The 13,975-nt window shown below is 71.4% G+C and carries 13 protein-coding genes; 8 read left to right on the forward strand and 5 right to left on the reverse strand.

Going from position 1 to position 13,975, the window contains the following annotated elements; genetic code table 11:
- Positions 1-1,785: a DNA helicase RecQ gene (gene recQ / locus ABIE65_RS03010; protein WP_354075406.1), complete on the reverse strand. Its 1,785-nt coding sequence runs from the start codon at positions 1,783-1,785 to the stop codon at positions 1-3.
- A 120-nt stretch (positions 1,786-1,905) separates the two neighbouring features.
- Positions 1,906-3,117 (reverse strand): 5-aminolevulinate synthase, encoded by a 1,212-nt coding sequence (hemA, locus tag ABIE65_RS03015; RefSeq protein WP_354075407.1) that lies wholly within the window; start codon positions 3,115-3,117, stop codon positions 1,906-1,908.
- Between the two features lie 326 nt (positions 3,118-3,443).
- Here hemA and ABIE65_RS03020 point away from each other — a divergent pair, with 326 nt between their 5' ends.
- The 3 genes from ABIE65_RS03020 to ABIE65_RS03030 all read left to right on the forward strand — a co-directional run bounded on the left by ABIE65_RS03020 (position 3,444) and on the right by ABIE65_RS03030 (position 6,785).
- A complete protein-coding gene (locus ABIE65_RS03020; protein WP_354075408.1) occupies positions 3,444-4,979 on the forward strand; it encodes an acetyl-CoA acetyltransferase in 1,536 nt (511 codons plus the stop codon).
- Between the two features lie 139 nt (positions 4,980-5,118).
- On the forward strand, positions 5,119-5,943 hold the full coding sequence (locus ABIE65_RS03025) for a class I SAM-dependent methyltransferase (RefSeq protein WP_354075409.1): 825 nt from the start codon (positions 5,119-5,121) through the stop codon (positions 5,941-5,943).
- 77 nt (positions 5,944-6,020) lie between these two features.
- Positions 6,021-6,785, forward strand: coding sequence for a short-chain dehydrogenase/reductase (locus ABIE65_RS03030; RefSeq protein WP_354075410.1), 765 nt, complete (start codon positions 6,021-6,023; stop codon positions 6,783-6,785).
- 15 nt (positions 6,786-6,800) lie between these two features.
- On the opposite strand, the gene ABIE65_RS03035 is transcribed toward ABIE65_RS03030, so the two are convergent.
- Positions 6,801-7,376: an NUDIX hydrolase gene (locus ABIE65_RS03035; RefSeq protein WP_354075702.1), complete on the reverse strand. Its 576-nt coding sequence runs from the start codon at positions 7,374-7,376 to the stop codon at positions 6,801-6,803.
- Between the two features lie 46 nt (positions 7,377-7,422).
- Positions 7,423-7,659, reverse strand: coding sequence for a hypothetical protein (locus tag ABIE65_RS03040; RefSeq protein WP_354075411.1), 237 nt, complete (start codon positions 7,657-7,659; stop codon positions 7,423-7,425).
- A 121-nt stretch (positions 7,660-7,780) separates the two neighbouring features.
- Between ABIE65_RS03040 and ABIE65_RS03045 the strand changes: the two genes are divergently transcribed.
- The 4 genes from ABIE65_RS03045 (at position 7,781) to rfaE1 (ending at position 11,835) form a co-directional block, all read left to right on the forward strand.
- Positions 7,781-8,398 carry an endonuclease/exonuclease/phosphatase family protein gene (locus ABIE65_RS03045; RefSeq protein ID WP_354075412.1) on the forward strand — a complete coding sequence of 206 codons (618 nt, stop codon included), beginning with the start codon at positions 7,781-7,783 and terminating at the stop codon, positions 8,396-8,398.
- A gap of 118 nt (positions 8,399-8,516) precedes the next feature.
- Positions 8,517-9,626 carry a DUF2336 domain-containing protein gene (locus ABIE65_RS03050; protein ID WP_354075413.1) on the forward strand — a complete coding sequence of 370 codons (1,110 nt, stop codon included), beginning with the start codon at positions 8,517-8,519 and terminating at the stop codon, positions 9,624-9,626.
- Positions 9,627-9,772: 146 nt separating this feature from the next.
- Positions 9,773-10,366: an SIS domain-containing protein gene (locus tag ABIE65_RS03055; RefSeq protein WP_354075414.1), complete on the forward strand. Its 594-nt coding sequence runs from the start codon at positions 9,773-9,775 to the stop codon at positions 10,364-10,366.
- A complete protein-coding gene (gene rfaE1 / locus ABIE65_RS03060) occupies positions 10,363-11,835 on the forward strand; it encodes a D-glycero-beta-D-manno-heptose-7-phosphate kinase (protein ID WP_354075415.1) in 1,473 nt (490 codons plus the stop codon). The genes ABIE65_RS03055 and rfaE1 overlap by 4 nt, the downstream gene beginning before the upstream one ends.
- A 4-nt stretch (positions 11,836-11,839) precedes the next feature.
- On the opposite strand, the gene ABIE65_RS03065 is transcribed toward rfaE1, so the two are convergent.
- Positions 11,840-12,643: a peptidoglycan-binding domain-containing protein gene (locus tag ABIE65_RS03065; protein WP_354075416.1), complete on the reverse strand. Its 804-nt coding sequence runs from the start codon at positions 12,641-12,643 to the stop codon at positions 11,840-11,842.
- A gap of 227 nt (positions 12,644-12,870) precedes the next feature.
- Here ABIE65_RS03065 and ABIE65_RS03070 point away from each other — a divergent pair, with 227 nt between their 5' ends.
- A complete protein-coding gene (locus ABIE65_RS03070; RefSeq protein ID WP_354075417.1) occupies positions 12,871-13,971 on the forward strand; it encodes an acyl-CoA dehydrogenase family protein in 1,101 nt (366 codons plus the stop codon).
- The last annotated feature ends 4 nt before the right edge of the window (positions 13,972-13,975 follow it).

Genomic DNA, 13,975 nt, shown 5'->3' on the forward strand with positions numbered 1-13,975 from the left:
CTAACCCGCCTCGCCGATCACTTCCAGGAACGCGTCGCCGTAGCGTTCGAGCTTGGCGCGGCCGACGCCCTGGATGCGGCCGAGGGCGTCGATGGTGATCGGCCGGGTGCGAGCCATCTCGGCCAGGGTCGAATCGTGGAAGATGACGTAGGGCGGCACGCCCTGGGCCTTCGCCAGTTCCATGCGCTTCGAGCGCAGCGCGTCGAAAAGGCCGGAATCGGCGCCGCCCAGGTCGCGGTCACGCAACTCCCGCCGCACCTTGACCGCACGCTCGCGCCGTAGGTCGACGCGCCGCTCGCCGCGCAGCACCGGGCGGCAGTCGGGACTGAGCGCCAGGCCGCCATGCCCCTCGGTATCCACCACCAGCAGGCCGGCGGCGACGAGCTGGCGGACGATCGAGCGCCACTCCTTGGCCGCCACGTCCTTGCCGATGCCGAAGGTGCTGACCGTGTCGTGGCCGAACTTGGCGATCTTTTCGCCGGCCGAACCGCGCAGCACGTCGATGATGTGCGTCACACCGAAGCGCTGGCCGGTACGGTAGACGGTCGACAGCACCTTCTGCGCCAGCTCCGTGCCGTCATAGACCTCGGGCGGCTCCAGGCAGGTGTCGCAGTTGCCGCAGGGCGCGCAGCTGTCGGCGAAGTATTCCAGCAGCACCTGCCGGCGGCAGCGCGCCGTCTCGCAGAAGCCCAGCAGCGCGTCGAGCTTCTGCCGCTCGACCCGCTTCTGCGCATCGGGGGCGTTCGACGCCTCGACGAAGCGCAGCTGGCGGGTCACGTCGGCGATGCCGTAGAGCATCCAGGCGTCGGAGGCGAGGCCGTCGCGGCCGGCGCGGCCGGTCTCCTGGTAATAGGCCTCCAGGCTGCGCGGCGCGTCGAGATGCGCGACGAAGCGCACGTCCGGCTTGTCGATGCCCATGCCGAAGGCGACCGTCGCGACGACGATGACCTTGTCGTCCTTCAGGAACCGGTCCTGGTTGCGCCCGCGCACCGCGGCGTCCAGGCCGGCATGGTACGGAATGGCGTTGTGGCCCTTGCCCACCAGCCAATCCGCCGTCGATTCCACGTCCTTTCGGCTCATGCAGTAGACGATGCCCGAATCGCCGGGATGCTCGGTGCGGATGAAGGCGTCCAGCTGCCGCAGCGGATCGGTCTTCGGCACGATGCGGTAGCGGATGTTCGGCCGGTCGAAGCCGGCGACGAAGATGCGGCCGTCGCCCAGCTGCAGCCGCTCGACGATGTCGCGGCGCGTCGGCCCGTCGGCGGTCGCCGTCAGTGCCACGCGCGGCACGCTGGGGAAGCGCTCGTGCAGGATGGCGAGCTTCAGATATTCGGGCCGGAAGTCGTGTCCCCACTGCGAGACGCAGTGCGCCTCGTCGATGGCGAACAGCGAGATGCGGCAGCGCTCCAGCAGGTTCAGGAACCCATCGGTCAGCAGCCGTTCCGGCGCCACGTAGACGAGGTCGATGTCGCCGCGCCGCATGGCGTCCTGCACGGCGGTCGCCTCGTCCCAGGCGAGGCTGGAGTTGAGGGCGGCGGCCCGCACGCCGAGCTGGCGCAGCGCCTCGACCTGGTCCTTCATCAGCGCGATCAGCGGCGACACGACGACCGCCACGCCCTCGCGGCAGAGCGCCGGCACCTGATAGCAGAGCGACTTGCCGCCGCCGGTCGGCATGAGCACGAGCGCCTCGCCGCCGGCCACGACATGGTCGACGATCTCGGCCTGATGTCCGCGAAAGGCCTCGAAGCCGAACACGGTGCGGAGGACGTCGAGGGGATCACGCATGAGGGGGAAAGGTCGGTCTCCGTAGGGCGGCCCGCGGCCGCGGCGGGCGGGTTGCGGGCACCATACACGATCGCGGCGAGCCTTGGCGCGGTCGACCTGGGGATAAAGCGCCTCGGCGGCTCAAGCCGCCAGCGGCATCTCCAGCCGGCGCCAGATCGTCGTCAGCGCGGCCTCCAGGTCGTCCATCATCGCGTCGGTGTGCATCGGCCCGGGCGTCAGGCGCAGGCGTTCGGTGCCGCGCGGGACGGTGGGGTAGTTGATCGGCTGCACGTAGAGGCCGAACTCGTCCATCAGCGTGTCGGTGATCGCCTTGCAGCGCACCGGATCGCCGACCAGCAGCGGCACGATGTGGCTCTCCGACGGCATCACCGGCAGGCCGGCGTGGGTCAGGCGGCGCTTCAGGGTGGCCGACCGTTCCTGCATGGCGGCCCGCTCGACGCCGCTCGTCTTCAGGTGGCGCACCGAGGCGAGCGCGCCGGCGGCGGTCGCCGGCGGAATGGCGGTCGTGAAGATGAAGCCGGGGGCATAGCTGCGCACCAGGTCGATGATCGTGGCGCTGGCGGCGATGTAGCCGCCGACGACGCCGAAGCCCTTGGCCAGCGTGCCGTTGATCACCGTCAGCCGGTCGAGCAGGCCGCGCGCCTCGGCGACGCCGCCGCCGCGCGGGCCGTAGAGGCCGACGGCGTGCACCTCGTCCAGATAGGTCATGGCGCCGTGCCGCTCGGCCACGTCGCAGAGGTCGGCGATGGGAGCGATGTCGCCGTCCATCGAATAGACGGACTCGAACGCCACCAGCTTCGGCGCCGCCGGGTCCGCCGCCGACAGCAGCCGGTCGAGATCGGCCGCGTCGTTGTGCCGGAAGATGCGGCGCTCGCAGCGAGCGTTGCGGATGCCCTGGATCATCGAGGCGTGGTTCTTCTCGTCGGAGAAGACGACGCAGCCGGGCAGGATGGTGGCGAGCGTGCAGAGCGAGGTGTCGTTAGCGACGTAGCCCGAGCTGAACACCAGCGCCGCCTCCTTCCCGTGCAGGTCGGCGAGTTCGGCTTCGAGCAGGACGACGGGATGCGACGTGCCGGAGATGTTGCGCGTGCCGCCGGCGCCGGCGCCGTGCCGGTCGAGCGCGGCGTGCATGGCGTCGAGCACCACCGGGTGCTGGCCCATCGCGAGATAGTCGTTGCCGCACCAGATCACGACGTCGCGCACGCCGTCCGGGCCGTGCGCCGCCGCCACCGGATAGCGCCCCACCTGCCGCGCGAGGTGGGCGAAGACGCGGTACCGGCCTTCGGCGTGCACCGCCGCCAGCCGCTCGGCGAAGATCGCTTCGTAGTCCATGGCTGTTCCATCCGCCCGCTCGTGGCACCGACGGCCACTCGTCCGGTCGCCCGCCCGCTCACTATGGGGGTCGACACCTGCCGGGATATTAATCATCCCCGGCTCACCCAATTTCATATCCCATGTCAAACGCAACATAGAGGCGGCCGGCGCCCGCGCGAGCGTCCGCGGCGCCGCTGCGGCGGAATGGCGCGCTGCCGCGGCTTCCGCCATCGCGCGGCTCGGGCGCAACCCGCGTCGACAAGCGCCGGCCGTCTCGTGCACTATTGTGCGGACAATAGGCGGAACGCCCTTTCCAAAGCCCCTTTTCGAGCAGAAGGCCAGCCATGCCCCTCGACACGACCCCGATCCTCGTCGGCTGCGGCGACGTCACCGACATGACCACCCCCGTCGAGCAGGGCCGCTCGCCCTTCGACCTGATCGCCGAGGCGGGCCGGCTGGCCCTGGCCGACGCGGGCGCCCCGGGCCTCGCGGCCAGGATCGACACGGTCGCCATGCTGCGCCTGTTCGCCGACACCTCGCACCGCTTCGCCACCAAGCTCGGCACCTCGACCAACCCGCCGAAGAGCGTGGCCAAGCGCCTCGGCATCGACGCGTCCCGCTACCTCTACACCTGGAACGGCGGCAACATGCCCCAGTACCTGGTGAACAAGTTCGCCGAGGCGATCTCCCGCGGCGAGATGCAGGCGGCGATGGTGGTCGGCGGCGAGGCGCTGCGCACCCAGCACGGCGTCGAGCGCCGCGGCCTCGACGACATCTCCTGGCGCGAGGATCCCGGCGGCGAGCCCGAACTGATCGGCGATCCGCGCCGCGGCTGGAGCGACGACGAGGACAAGCACAACATCCGCGCCGCGATCACCCTCTACCCGCTGATCGAGAATGCCATCCGCGGCCAGCGCGGCGCCTCCATCCCCGACCATCTGAAGTCGATGGGCAAGCTGTTCTCCGGCTTCGCCAGGGTGGCCGCGGAGAACCCGCTCGCCACGCGCCGCGACGGCTTCACCGCCGAGCAGCTCGCGACGGTCGACGGCGGCAACCGCTGGATCGGCTTCCCCTATCCGCGGCTGATGAACTCCAACGCGTTCATCGACCAGTCGGCGGCCTTCATCATCACCTCCGTCGGTCTGGCCCGCGAACTCGGCATCCCCGAATCGAAGTGGGTCTACCTGCACGGCTGCGCCGACGGCCACGACCACTGGTTCCTGTCCGAGCGGCCGGAGATCCACGTCTCGCACGCCATCCGCAACGGCTCGCGCAAGGCCTTCGACATGGCCGGCAAGACCGTCGGCGACATGCGCTTCCTCGACCTCTACAGCTGCTTCCCCTCGGCGGTAGAGATCGGCTGCAAGGAGATGGGGATCGCCGAGGACGATCCGCGCGGCCTGACGGTGACCGGCGGCCTCCCCTATTTCGGCGGTCCGGGCAACAGCTACGTCGTGCACTCGATCTCGGAGATGCTCCGCCGCGTCCGCTCCGAGCCGGGCAGCTTCGGCCTCGTCACCGCCAACGGCAACTACGTCACCAAGCATTCCTTCGGCATCTACTCGACCACGCCGACCGAAGGGCAGTGGACCCGCGAGGACCCCGCCGTCCTCCAGGCCGAACTCGACGCCATGCCGAAGGTCCCGTACGTCTCCGAGGCGAGCGGCCCGGCGACCATCGAGACCTACACCGTCATGCACGGCAAGAACGGCCCGGACTACGGCGTCGTCTACGGCCGCCTGAAGGCCACGGGCCAGCGCTTCGTCGCAAACACCCCGTCCGACCAGGCCACGCTGCAGGACCTCCAGGACCGCGACAGCCTCGGCCGCCCCGGCACCGTCCACCGCGAGGACGGCCGCAACATCTTCGTGCCGGGGTGAAGCCCCGCGGCGCCCGGTCGGCAGAAGGCATCGGACCTTCCGCCGAATGACCTTGCCGCCCGGGCGATAACCGACGACAAGGGCCGCGGCCGGCATGGTCATGCCGGCCGGAACCGCGGCAACATCGGCGACATCGCGCATGCTCGGCACCTGGCGACGACTGCCCAAGGGTCTCCGCTACAAGGCGGCGATCGCCTGGTACGACTTCCTGACGCGTCTCGACCGCAAGGGCGAAGTCGTGTTCCTGAACCATGGTTTCGCTCCCGACGGAGCGGACCGCATGGACATCGGGCTGCTGCCCGAGGACGAGGCAGAGCGCTATGCCATCCAGCTCTACCATCACGCCGCCAGCCCCGCGGACGGCTCGGTGGACTGGGCGGGCAAGGATGCGCTGGAGGCCGGCTGCGGCCGCGGCGGCGGGGCGTCCTACGTGGCGCGCTACCTGAAGCCGCGCAGCCTGGTCGGGCTCGACATCGCCGGCAAGGCCATCGAGCACTGCCGGCGCCGCCACACCGCCCCCAACCTCTCCTTCCGCCAGGGCGACGCCCAGGCCCTGCCCTTCCCGGACGAGAGCTTCGACATCGTCCTGAACGTCGAATCCTCCGGCTCCTACCCCGACAAGGCCGCCTTCTTCGCCGAGGTGGCGCGCGTGCTGCGCCCCGGCGGACATTTCCTGTTCGCCGACTACCGGCGCCTGGACGCCATGCGCAAGCTGCGCCGGCAGCTGGCCGCGATGCCGCTCACGCCCGTTTCCGAGCAGGACATCTCCGACAATGTCCGGCGCGGCCTGCTGCTGGACGACGCGCACAAGCGCGCGCTGATCGACCGCACCGTGCCCTGGCCGCTGCGCGGCCTCGCCCGCCAGTTCGCCTTCATCAGCCGCGGCGAGGGCGACGAGGCCCATGCCCTGGCCAGCGGCGACCGTGTCTACATCAGCTGCGTCTTCGCCAAGCCCGCCGCATAGCGGCGCCCCGTAGCAGGGCCACATGGCGGGAAGGGCCGTTCCGCCCTATCCTGCCGCGAAATCATCGGGAGGACGGCATGGATCTGCAGCTGCGCGGCAAGACGGCACTGGTCACCGGTGCATCGAAGGGCATCGGCCTGTCGGTCGCGCGCCTGCTCGCCGAGGAGGGCTGCAACCTGCACCTCGCGGCACGGTCCGAGGCGGACCTGACGAAGGCGCGCGACGAAATCCGCGGACGCTGGAACGTCCAGGTCACGATCCACCCGATGGACCTCGCCGCACCGGGCGGCATGCAGGCGCTGGCAGCCGCCTGCCCCGACCTCGACATCCTGGTCAACAATGCCGGTGCGGTACCGGCCGGCGACATCGCGGCGGTCACCGAGGAGCGCTGGCGCGCCGCCTGGGACCTGAAGGTGTTCGGCTACGTCAACCTGTCGCGCGAGGTCTATGCCGCCATGAAGGCGCGCGGCGGCGGGGTGATCGTCAACGTGATCGGTCTCGCCGGCGAGCGGCCGTCCAAGGGTTATATCGCCGGGTCGGCGGGCAATGCCGCGCTGATGGCCCTGTCGCGCGGCATGGGCGGCGCCAGCCTGGCCGACGGCATCCGCGTCGTCGCCGTCAATCCCGGCCTGATCGCGACCGAGCGCATGTTCGTCATGCTGAAGGGCCGGGCGAAGGACAAGTTCGGCGACGAAAGCCGCTGGGAGGAGATGATGCCCTCCGACCCGCCGCCCGGCACGCCGGAGCAGGTGGCCGACCTCGTCGTCTATCTCGCCAGCCCGCGCGCCGGCCATGTCACGGGCACGGTCGTCACCATCGACGGCGGCCAGGCGCACAAGTAGGGAGACGGTCGGCCCTCACGGATTCCGCGGCAGCGGGCGCATGTCTCCCGTCTCGCCGGGCGGGTTGGAGCGCGGCACGAATGCGGCCTCGTGCCGCGTCTCACGGTGGTGGTGGAGCGCCCAGTGCACCGAGGGGAAGGCGATCTCCTCCCACGGGATCTCGTCCCACTCGAACAGGCCGACCGCCTCGGTCTCCTCGCCGGCCGCCACGTCGGGCGAGACGAGGTCGGCGCGATACATCAGCTGCACCTGGCTGATCCGGGGGATCGAATAGACCGCCAGCAGCTGATCGATGCGGATCCGGGCACAGGCCTCCTCGAAGGCCTCGCGCGCCGCACCGTCGGCCGTCGTCTCGTTCAGTTCGAGATAGCCCGCCGGCAGCGTCCAGAAGCCGCGGCGCGGATGGATGGCGCGGCGGCAGAGCAGAATGCGGCCCTCCCACGTTGCGACCACGCCGACGACGATCTTCGGGTTCTCGTAGTTGACGAAGCCGCAGTCGGCGCAGACGAGGCGCTCGCGGCTGTCGCCTTCCGGCACGCGGCGCTGGAAGGAGGAAGCCTGGGGGGATGGGGTGGAATCCGTCTCGGCCATGCCGGAGAGGATGGCGTCTGCGGCGCGGCCGGGCAACCGCCGCAGTTCAGACCTTGATGTTCAGCAGGCTGCCGCGCGGCAGGTTGGCGGTGGGCGCGCCGTGCTGCATGGCGGCCACGCCCTGGTTCGGCGCGGCGGCGACGGTCTGCACCGAACGCGTCGGCGCCGTCGGCTGCGCCACGTGCTGGGCCGCCTGCGTGGTCGGCGCGGTCTTCGTCGACGGCGGAGTCCCGCCGAAAGCGCCCAGCGCGACGAAGAGGTTGGACGATGGCGGTATCTGCATGGACGACGATCCCTGCGGGAGTCCCCTGACGCGAAGCTTAATCGCCCGATGCGGGTAAACGAGCCGTTAAGCCGGAGCCGGCTATCGGAACTTTCCGCCTGCCGCACGAAATAGTGATGCGATGCCAACCCTGCTGACCTGGAACATCGCGCGCGCGGCGGACGATCGGCTCGATGCCGTCGCTTCGTTCGTGCGCGGCGTGGCGCCGGATCTGCTCCTGCTCCAGGAGGCGGTCGAGGATTCGCGGCGGCTCACATCGCTCCTGGGCGGCGAGGTGCGCTTTGTCCCCGCCTTCCCGCTGCCCGGCGGCGCGCCGGGCGCCACGGCGGAGGGAATGGCGCTGTGGAGCCCGGCACGCCTGCACGACGTCGAATCGACGGCCCTCGGCGGCTGGCCCTGGCCGCGGGTCGCCCTGCGCTGCCGTCTCGGCGGGCTCACCGTCTGCAACCTTCACCTTTCCCACCTGCCCTGGCAGCGCCAGGCGCAGCTGCGCGCCGTGGCGGCGCACCGCGACCGTCCGCTGCTGCTCGCCGGCGACTTCAATCGACCGGGAGGCTGCCGGCTGGCGGGCTTCACCGCCGTGGTTCCCGCCGGATGGAGCTTCCGGCGCGGCCCGCTGCGCCTGCGGCTGGACGCGGCGCTCGTCTCGCCCGGCGTGCGGGTGGCCGGTGCCAGCTACCTGTCGAGCCGCCTTTCGGACCACCGGCCGATGCTGCTCCGCCTCGGCGGAGGGACATAATGCCAGCCCGCTGCACCTGTTCGTTTACCCATCGGCAACACTCCGGTGCCACTCTGCGACAGGGCGAGTGCGCCGACGCCGCATGTAGCGGCCGGTCTTGGCGGAGAGAATCCTGGCGATGAAGCAGAACAACCCCGAAGCGCAGGTCAAAGGCCTGCTCAGCCTCGCGCGCGACAAGTCGAGCGCCAGCCGCGAGAGCCTTTCGGACGTCATTGCCGACCTTTTCCACGGCCGCACCAACGTCCTGACCAAGGACGAGCGCGTCCTGATGCACCGGATGATCCGGCGCCTGGTCGAAGACCTGGAGGGGTCGGTGCGCACCGGCCTCGGCCGCCAGCTCGCCACCAGCGCCAGCATTCCGCGGGCGACCGTGCTGGCGGTTTCGCGCGACCAGGATCCGGTCGCCTACGCCATCCTCATGGAGAGCAGCGTCCTCGCCGACTCGGAGCTCATCGAGGTCGTCCGCCACCGTGCGCTTCAGCATCAATTGGCCGTCGCCCGGCGTCGTGGCGGCGTCAGCAGCCACATCGGCGACGTCCTCGCCCAGACCGGCAATGCCGACCTGGTCGCCGGCCTGTTCGACGATCCGCCCGAAGCCGCCGTCGGCGGCAACGATTTCGACACGTCCCGGCTCGCCGCCAGCGACCTCGCCCCCGACCTCGCTCGCCGGCTCTGCCTCTGGGTGTCCGTTGCCCTGCGCCAGCACCTGCTGGAGCAGTTCAAGATCGACGAGGTCGCCCTCGACGATGCGCTCGAGCATGCCGTCGAGGAGGCCGGCAGCGTCGGCGGCTGGTCCTACAGCGTCTCGACCCCAAGCGAATCCCGCGGCGCCGGCGATCCCGACGCCGATGCCCAGATGATCGCCCATCTCCGCCGCGGCGACATCCCGCAGTTCGAATCGGTCCTGTCGCGCATCAGCGGCCTTCGCCCGCAGCTCATCGGCCGCATGGTCTACGAGCGCGGCGGCGAGGCGCTGGCGACGATCTGCATGGCGGCGAACATGAGCAAGCGGGCCTTTGCCGCGATCTTCCTGCTGAGCCGCGAGGCATGGCCCGAGCAGGAGGAGGTGGGCGCGCAGGAGGTGGCCCACGCCCTCTCCTTCTTCGACCAGTTGAACCCCGTCGCGGCGAAGCGCGTCGTGTCCCGCTGGCGCCGCAACTCCGACTACCTGAACGCCATACGCCAGGTCTCCTCCAGCCCCAAGATCTCGCTCGTCCAACGCGGCTGACCGGCAGCGGCGCCGGGGCCGACCTCACCGCTGCCGCCGCGCAGCGAGACGAGCCGGTCTCATCCGCTGGGGCCGGTGACGGCAATGCGGCTATGTCTTTGCCTGGGGTGCCGCGGCTGCTATAGCCGGTGACCTGGAGGGCGGCCGTGTCACGAGCGCTCGCCTGCCTGGAGCAGGCTTTCGATCAGCACCTGGACGTCGCCGCCCGCACCCGGGCGGCGGTCGCGGAGCCGTTCCAACGGCTGACCGGCCTCGCCACGGCGACGCTCGCCGCGGGCGGCAGGCTGCTGCTGTTCGGCAACGGCGGCAGCGCCGCCGACGCCCAGCACATCGCCGCCGAACTGGTCGGACGGTTTCGCCTGGAGCGGCGCGCCCTCGCCGCCATCGCCCTCACCACCGACACGTCGCTCCTGACCGCCGTCGCCAACGACTACGGCTTCGCGAACGTGTTCGCGCGCCAGGTCGAGGGCCTCGGCCGCGCCGGCGACCTCGCCATCGGCCTCAGCACCTCCGGCAACAGCCCGAACGTGATCGAAGGCCTCCGCGCGGCCCGTGCCGGCGGCCTGCATGCCGCCGCCTTCGCCGGCGGCAGCGGCGGCGGCCTCGCCGGCCTCGCCGGCCTCGCCGACCCCCTGCTCCTGGTGCCTTCGGACGACACGCCGCGCATCCAGGAGATGCACATCCTCCTGGGCCACGCGCTGTGCGAGGCCGTCGAGCTGGCACTGGCGGAAACCCGATGACGCAGGCGTCCCCTCCGATCGGCGACCTGCTCGCCGCACTCCATGCGCTGCCGGGGGTGTCCGTGCTGGTGGTCGGCGACGCCATGGTCGATCGTTACGTCTATGGCGAGGTCGATAGGATCTCGCCCGAAGCGCCCGTGCCGGTGCTGCGCGCGGGACGCGAGACCGCCGTGCTGGGCGGCGCCGGCAACGTCGTGCGCAACCTCGCCGCGCTCGGCGCCGCCGTACGCTTCGTCGCCGCCGTCGGGGACGATCCGGCCGGCGAGGAACTGCAGCGTCTGCTGGCCGCCGAGCCCAGGGTCTCGGCCGACCTCGCCATCGAGCACGGCAGGATCACGACCCTCAAGGTGCGCTACGTCGCCGGTGGACAGCAGCTCCTGCGGGCGGACCGCGAAACCGCGGCGCCGCTGGCGGCCGCGGCCGCGGACCGGCTGACCCAGGCGGCCCTGGCGGGCGTCGCGGCCTGCAGCGTCGTCATGCTGTCGGACTATGGCAAGGGCGTGCTTCGGCCGGAACTGCTGGCCGCGATCCTGCAGGCCGCGCGCGAAGCGGGACGGCCGGTAGTGGTCGACCCGAAGGGCGGGGATTTCGGTCGCTATCGCGGTGCGACGCTCGTCACGCCGAACCGGCGCGAACTGGCCGAAGCATCCGGGATGCCCGTCGACGGCGACGACGCCATCGTCGCGGCCGCCCGTGCCATCCTGGCCGCGACGGGGATCGAGGCGCTACTGGTCACGCGCAGCCAGGACGGGGCCAGCCTGATCACCGCCGACGCGGTATCGCACCTGCCGGCCGAGGCACGCGACGTATGGGACGTCTCCGGCGCCGGAGATACTGTGGCCGCCGTCGCGGCGATGGTGCTGGGGACCGGCCGCGGCCTGGAGACGGCGGCACGGCTCGCCAACGCCGCGGCCGGGATCGTCGTCGGCAAGGCGGGCACCGCGACGGTCGAGCCGCGCGAACTGGAAGCCCTGCTGCGCCGGGCCGACCTGCTCGCCGGCGGCGACAAGATCGCCCACGTCGACGACGCCGCCCGAATCGCCGCAGCTTGGCGCGCCGACGGCCTGACCGTCGGCTTCACCAACGGCTGCTTCGACCTGCTGCATCCAGGTCATGTCTCGTTGCTGGCGGCCGCCCGGTCGCGCTGCGACCGGCTGATCGTCGGCCTGAACAGCGACGCCTCGACCCGGCGCCTGAAGGGCGAGACCCGTCCGATCCAGACGGAGACCGCGCGTGCCCTGGTCCTCGCCTCGATGGGCAGCGTCGACATGGTGGTCGTGTTCGACGAGGACACGCCGCTCGCCCTGATCGAGGCCCTCCGACCCGATCTGCTGGTGAAGGGTGCCGACTACAGCGTCGATCAGGTGATCGGCGCCGACCTCGTCCGCTCCTGGGGCGGCGGCGTCTTCCTCGCCCCGCTGTCCGAAGGTCACAGCACCACCCGGCTGGTGCGCGGGATGCGGGGCTGACTGCCTAGCGCAGGCGCTCCGCCGTCCAGGTCCAGCGGCCACCGGCGCTGCTCGTGGCGGTACCGGCGATGCTGTCGACGGTGACCAATGTACCGCGCCGGGTGACCGTCCTGCCGAGGCGGTTGGCGTAGAGCAGTTCCACGCTGTCGCCGTCCTGCTTCCACGTCCACGAATCGCCGAATGGCACGCCGCCGATCGCACCGTCGGGCCTGAGCTGCAGGGTGAAGGCGGCGCCACCTTCGTCGGCGAAGCGCCAGGATGCCCCGGCGACCGTCACCGACTCCGCCGCCCGGCCCGTCTCGGCCCCCGGCACTGCGCCGCTCCGTCCCGACGCCCCCGCTGCCGACGGTCCCATTGCCGGCGGCGGTGCCGCTGCCGGGCCCACCGCATCATCGGCTCGGGGCGCGAGAGGAAGCGCCGCAGCCGTCGCCGCGGTCTGCTGGGCTTCCGGCGCCTCGCCACCACCGCCGGTGATCGGGGCCTCCTCGCCCCCCACCTCCCCTGGGGCCGCCTCCCCTGGGGCCGCCTCCCGCAGGCGCCGATAGATGGCGAGGCTGGGCGTGCCGGTGGGCTCGACGCCGAGCTGTCGCTCGTAGCGCCGGATCGCCTCTCGGGTCATCTGGCCGACGATCCCGTCCGGCCGGCCGCGGTAATAGCCGAGTTCCGAAAGCCGTGCCTGAATGGCGGCGATCACCTCCGCCTGGGCGGGCACCTCCCCGTCACGCGGATCGGCGAGCGCGCTCGGGATGACGACCAGCAACGCCGCCGAGAAGAGTGCGGTCCGGAGGGGATTCCGGCTGGACGTCATCGACTCGCTACCCTCGCTGGATCATCGCACCGGATCGGCCGTCCGCGGGCAGTCAAACACCCATTGAACGTGCGCGTCGGATCAAACCACAGGCGGGGCGGACCATCAAACCAAACCGGCCACACGCCGCACGCCCCATCGCGGACCCGCCGGCCGGCCCGTTGTACGGACAAGGCGTTCCGGCTATTGAGGGCGTCCAGGAGACCGCAGGAAACCGGACGCGAGACATGGTCGACGATACCGAACGCATGCTGCGCGACAGCGTGGCGGCCTTCGTTCAACGCGGCGAGGGGCCGGCGCGGCTGCGGCGGGTGCGCGGCACGAAGCCCGGCTTCGAGCGCGACAGCTGGAACCGCATCGTCGAGGCGGGCTGGATCGGCCTCCATCTGCCCGAGGAGAGCGGCGGCTTCGGCCTCGGCCTCGCCGAACTGGCCGTCGTCATGGAGGAGCTGGGCCGCGGTCTGGCGCCGGAGCCGGCCGCCTCGGCCGGCGTCCTCGCGGCGGGCGCGCTGGCCTACGCCGGCGGTGACGCCGCAGCCCTGGTACCGAAGGTCATCTCCGGCGAGATCCTGCCGTGCCCCGCCTGGCAGGAAGCTGAGGGCGACCATGCCGGCCAGACCTGCGCCACGCGCGCCGAGGGCGGCAGGCTCACCGGCATCAAGCGGTTCGTCCTCGCGCCCGAAGGCGCCGACGGCTACGTCACGACCGCGCGCGACGGCGACGCGGCGGCCCTTTGGTGGGTCGAAGCAGGCGCCGAGGGCCTGAGCGTCGACACGCAGATCCGCACCGACGGCGGCTGGATCGGCAGCGTCCGGTTCGAGAACACGCCGGCCCGTCGCGTCGCCGATGCCGGCACCACCGGCGTTGCCCTCGCCCGTGCCGTGGACGAGGCGCGCCTCGCCGCCGCCGCGGAACTGGTCGGCGTGATGACGGCGGCGTTCGACATGACGGTCGAGTTCGTCAAGCAGCGCAGCCAGTTCGGCAAGCCGATCGGCAGCTTCCAGGCGCTGCAGCACCGCATCGTCGACATCTGGACGCAGAAGGAACTGGCACGCGCCGCGGTCATGCGCGCCGTGGAACTGTTCGACCGGACGACCGACCCGCACGAGCGCGCCGTCGTGGTGAGTGCCGCCAAGGCGCGTTGCACCGACGCGGCCCTGCTGATCACCCGCCAGGCGATCCAGCTGCACGGCGGCATGGGCTACACCGACGAGGCCGACATCGGCCTGTACCTGAAGCGGGCGCTGGTGCTCGGCGCGTGGCTCGGAAACGGTGCCGCCATGCGGCGGCGCTTCGCCGCGCTCTCGCCGACGGAACAGGCGGCCTGACGAA

Source organism: Constrictibacter sp. MBR-5, assembly GCF_040549485.1.
In the GTDB taxonomy this organism is placed as follows: domain Bacteria; phylum Pseudomonadota; class Alphaproteobacteria; order JAJUGE01; family JAJUGE01; genus Constrictibacter.

Bases quoted from the DNA above. Each gene is read 5' to 3' on its own strand.
- recQ (WP_354075406.1), bottom strand. From the start codon at position 1,785: ATGCGTGATCCCCTCGACGTCCTCCGCACCGTGTTCGGCTTCGAGGCC.
- hemA (WP_354075407.1), bottom strand. From the start codon at position 3,117: ATGGACTACGAAGCGATCTTCGCCGAGCGGCTGGCGGCGGTGCACGCC.
- ABIE65_RS03020 (WP_354075408.1), top strand. From the start codon at position 3,444: ATGCCCCTCGACACGACCCCGATCCTCGTCGGCTGCGGCGACGTCACC.
- ABIE65_RS03025 (WP_354075409.1), top strand. From the start codon at position 5,119: ATGCTCGGCACCTGGCGACGACTGCCCAAGGGTCTCCGCTACAAGGCG.
- ABIE65_RS03030 (WP_354075410.1), top strand. From the start codon at position 6,021: ATGGATCTGCAGCTGCGCGGCAAGACGGCACTGGTCACCGGTGCATCG.
- ABIE65_RS03035 (WP_354075702.1), bottom strand. From the start codon at position 7,376: ATGGCCGAGACGGATTCCACCCCATCCCCCCAGGCTTCCTCCTTCCAG.
- ABIE65_RS03040 (WP_354075411.1), bottom strand. From the start codon at position 7,659: ATGCAGATACCGCCATCGTCCAACCTCTTCGTCGCGCTGGGCGCTTTC.
- ABIE65_RS03045 (WP_354075412.1), top strand. From the start codon at position 7,781: ATGCCAACCCTGCTGACCTGGAACATCGCGCGCGCGGCGGACGATCGG.
- ABIE65_RS03050 (WP_354075413.1), top strand. From the start codon at position 8,517: ATGAAGCAGAACAACCCCGAAGCGCAGGTCAAAGGCCTGCTCAGCCTC.
- rfaE1 (WP_354075415.1), top strand. From the start codon at position 10,363: ATGACGCAGGCGTCCCCTCCGATCGGCGACCTGCTCGCCGCACTCCAT.
- ABIE65_RS03065 (WP_354075416.1), bottom strand. From the start codon at position 12,643: ATGACGTCCAGCCGGAATCCCCTCCGGACCGCACTCTTCTCGGCGGCG.
- ABIE65_RS03070 (WP_354075417.1), top strand. From the start codon at position 12,871: ATGGTCGACGATACCGAACGCATGCTGCGCGACAGCGTGGCGGCCTTC.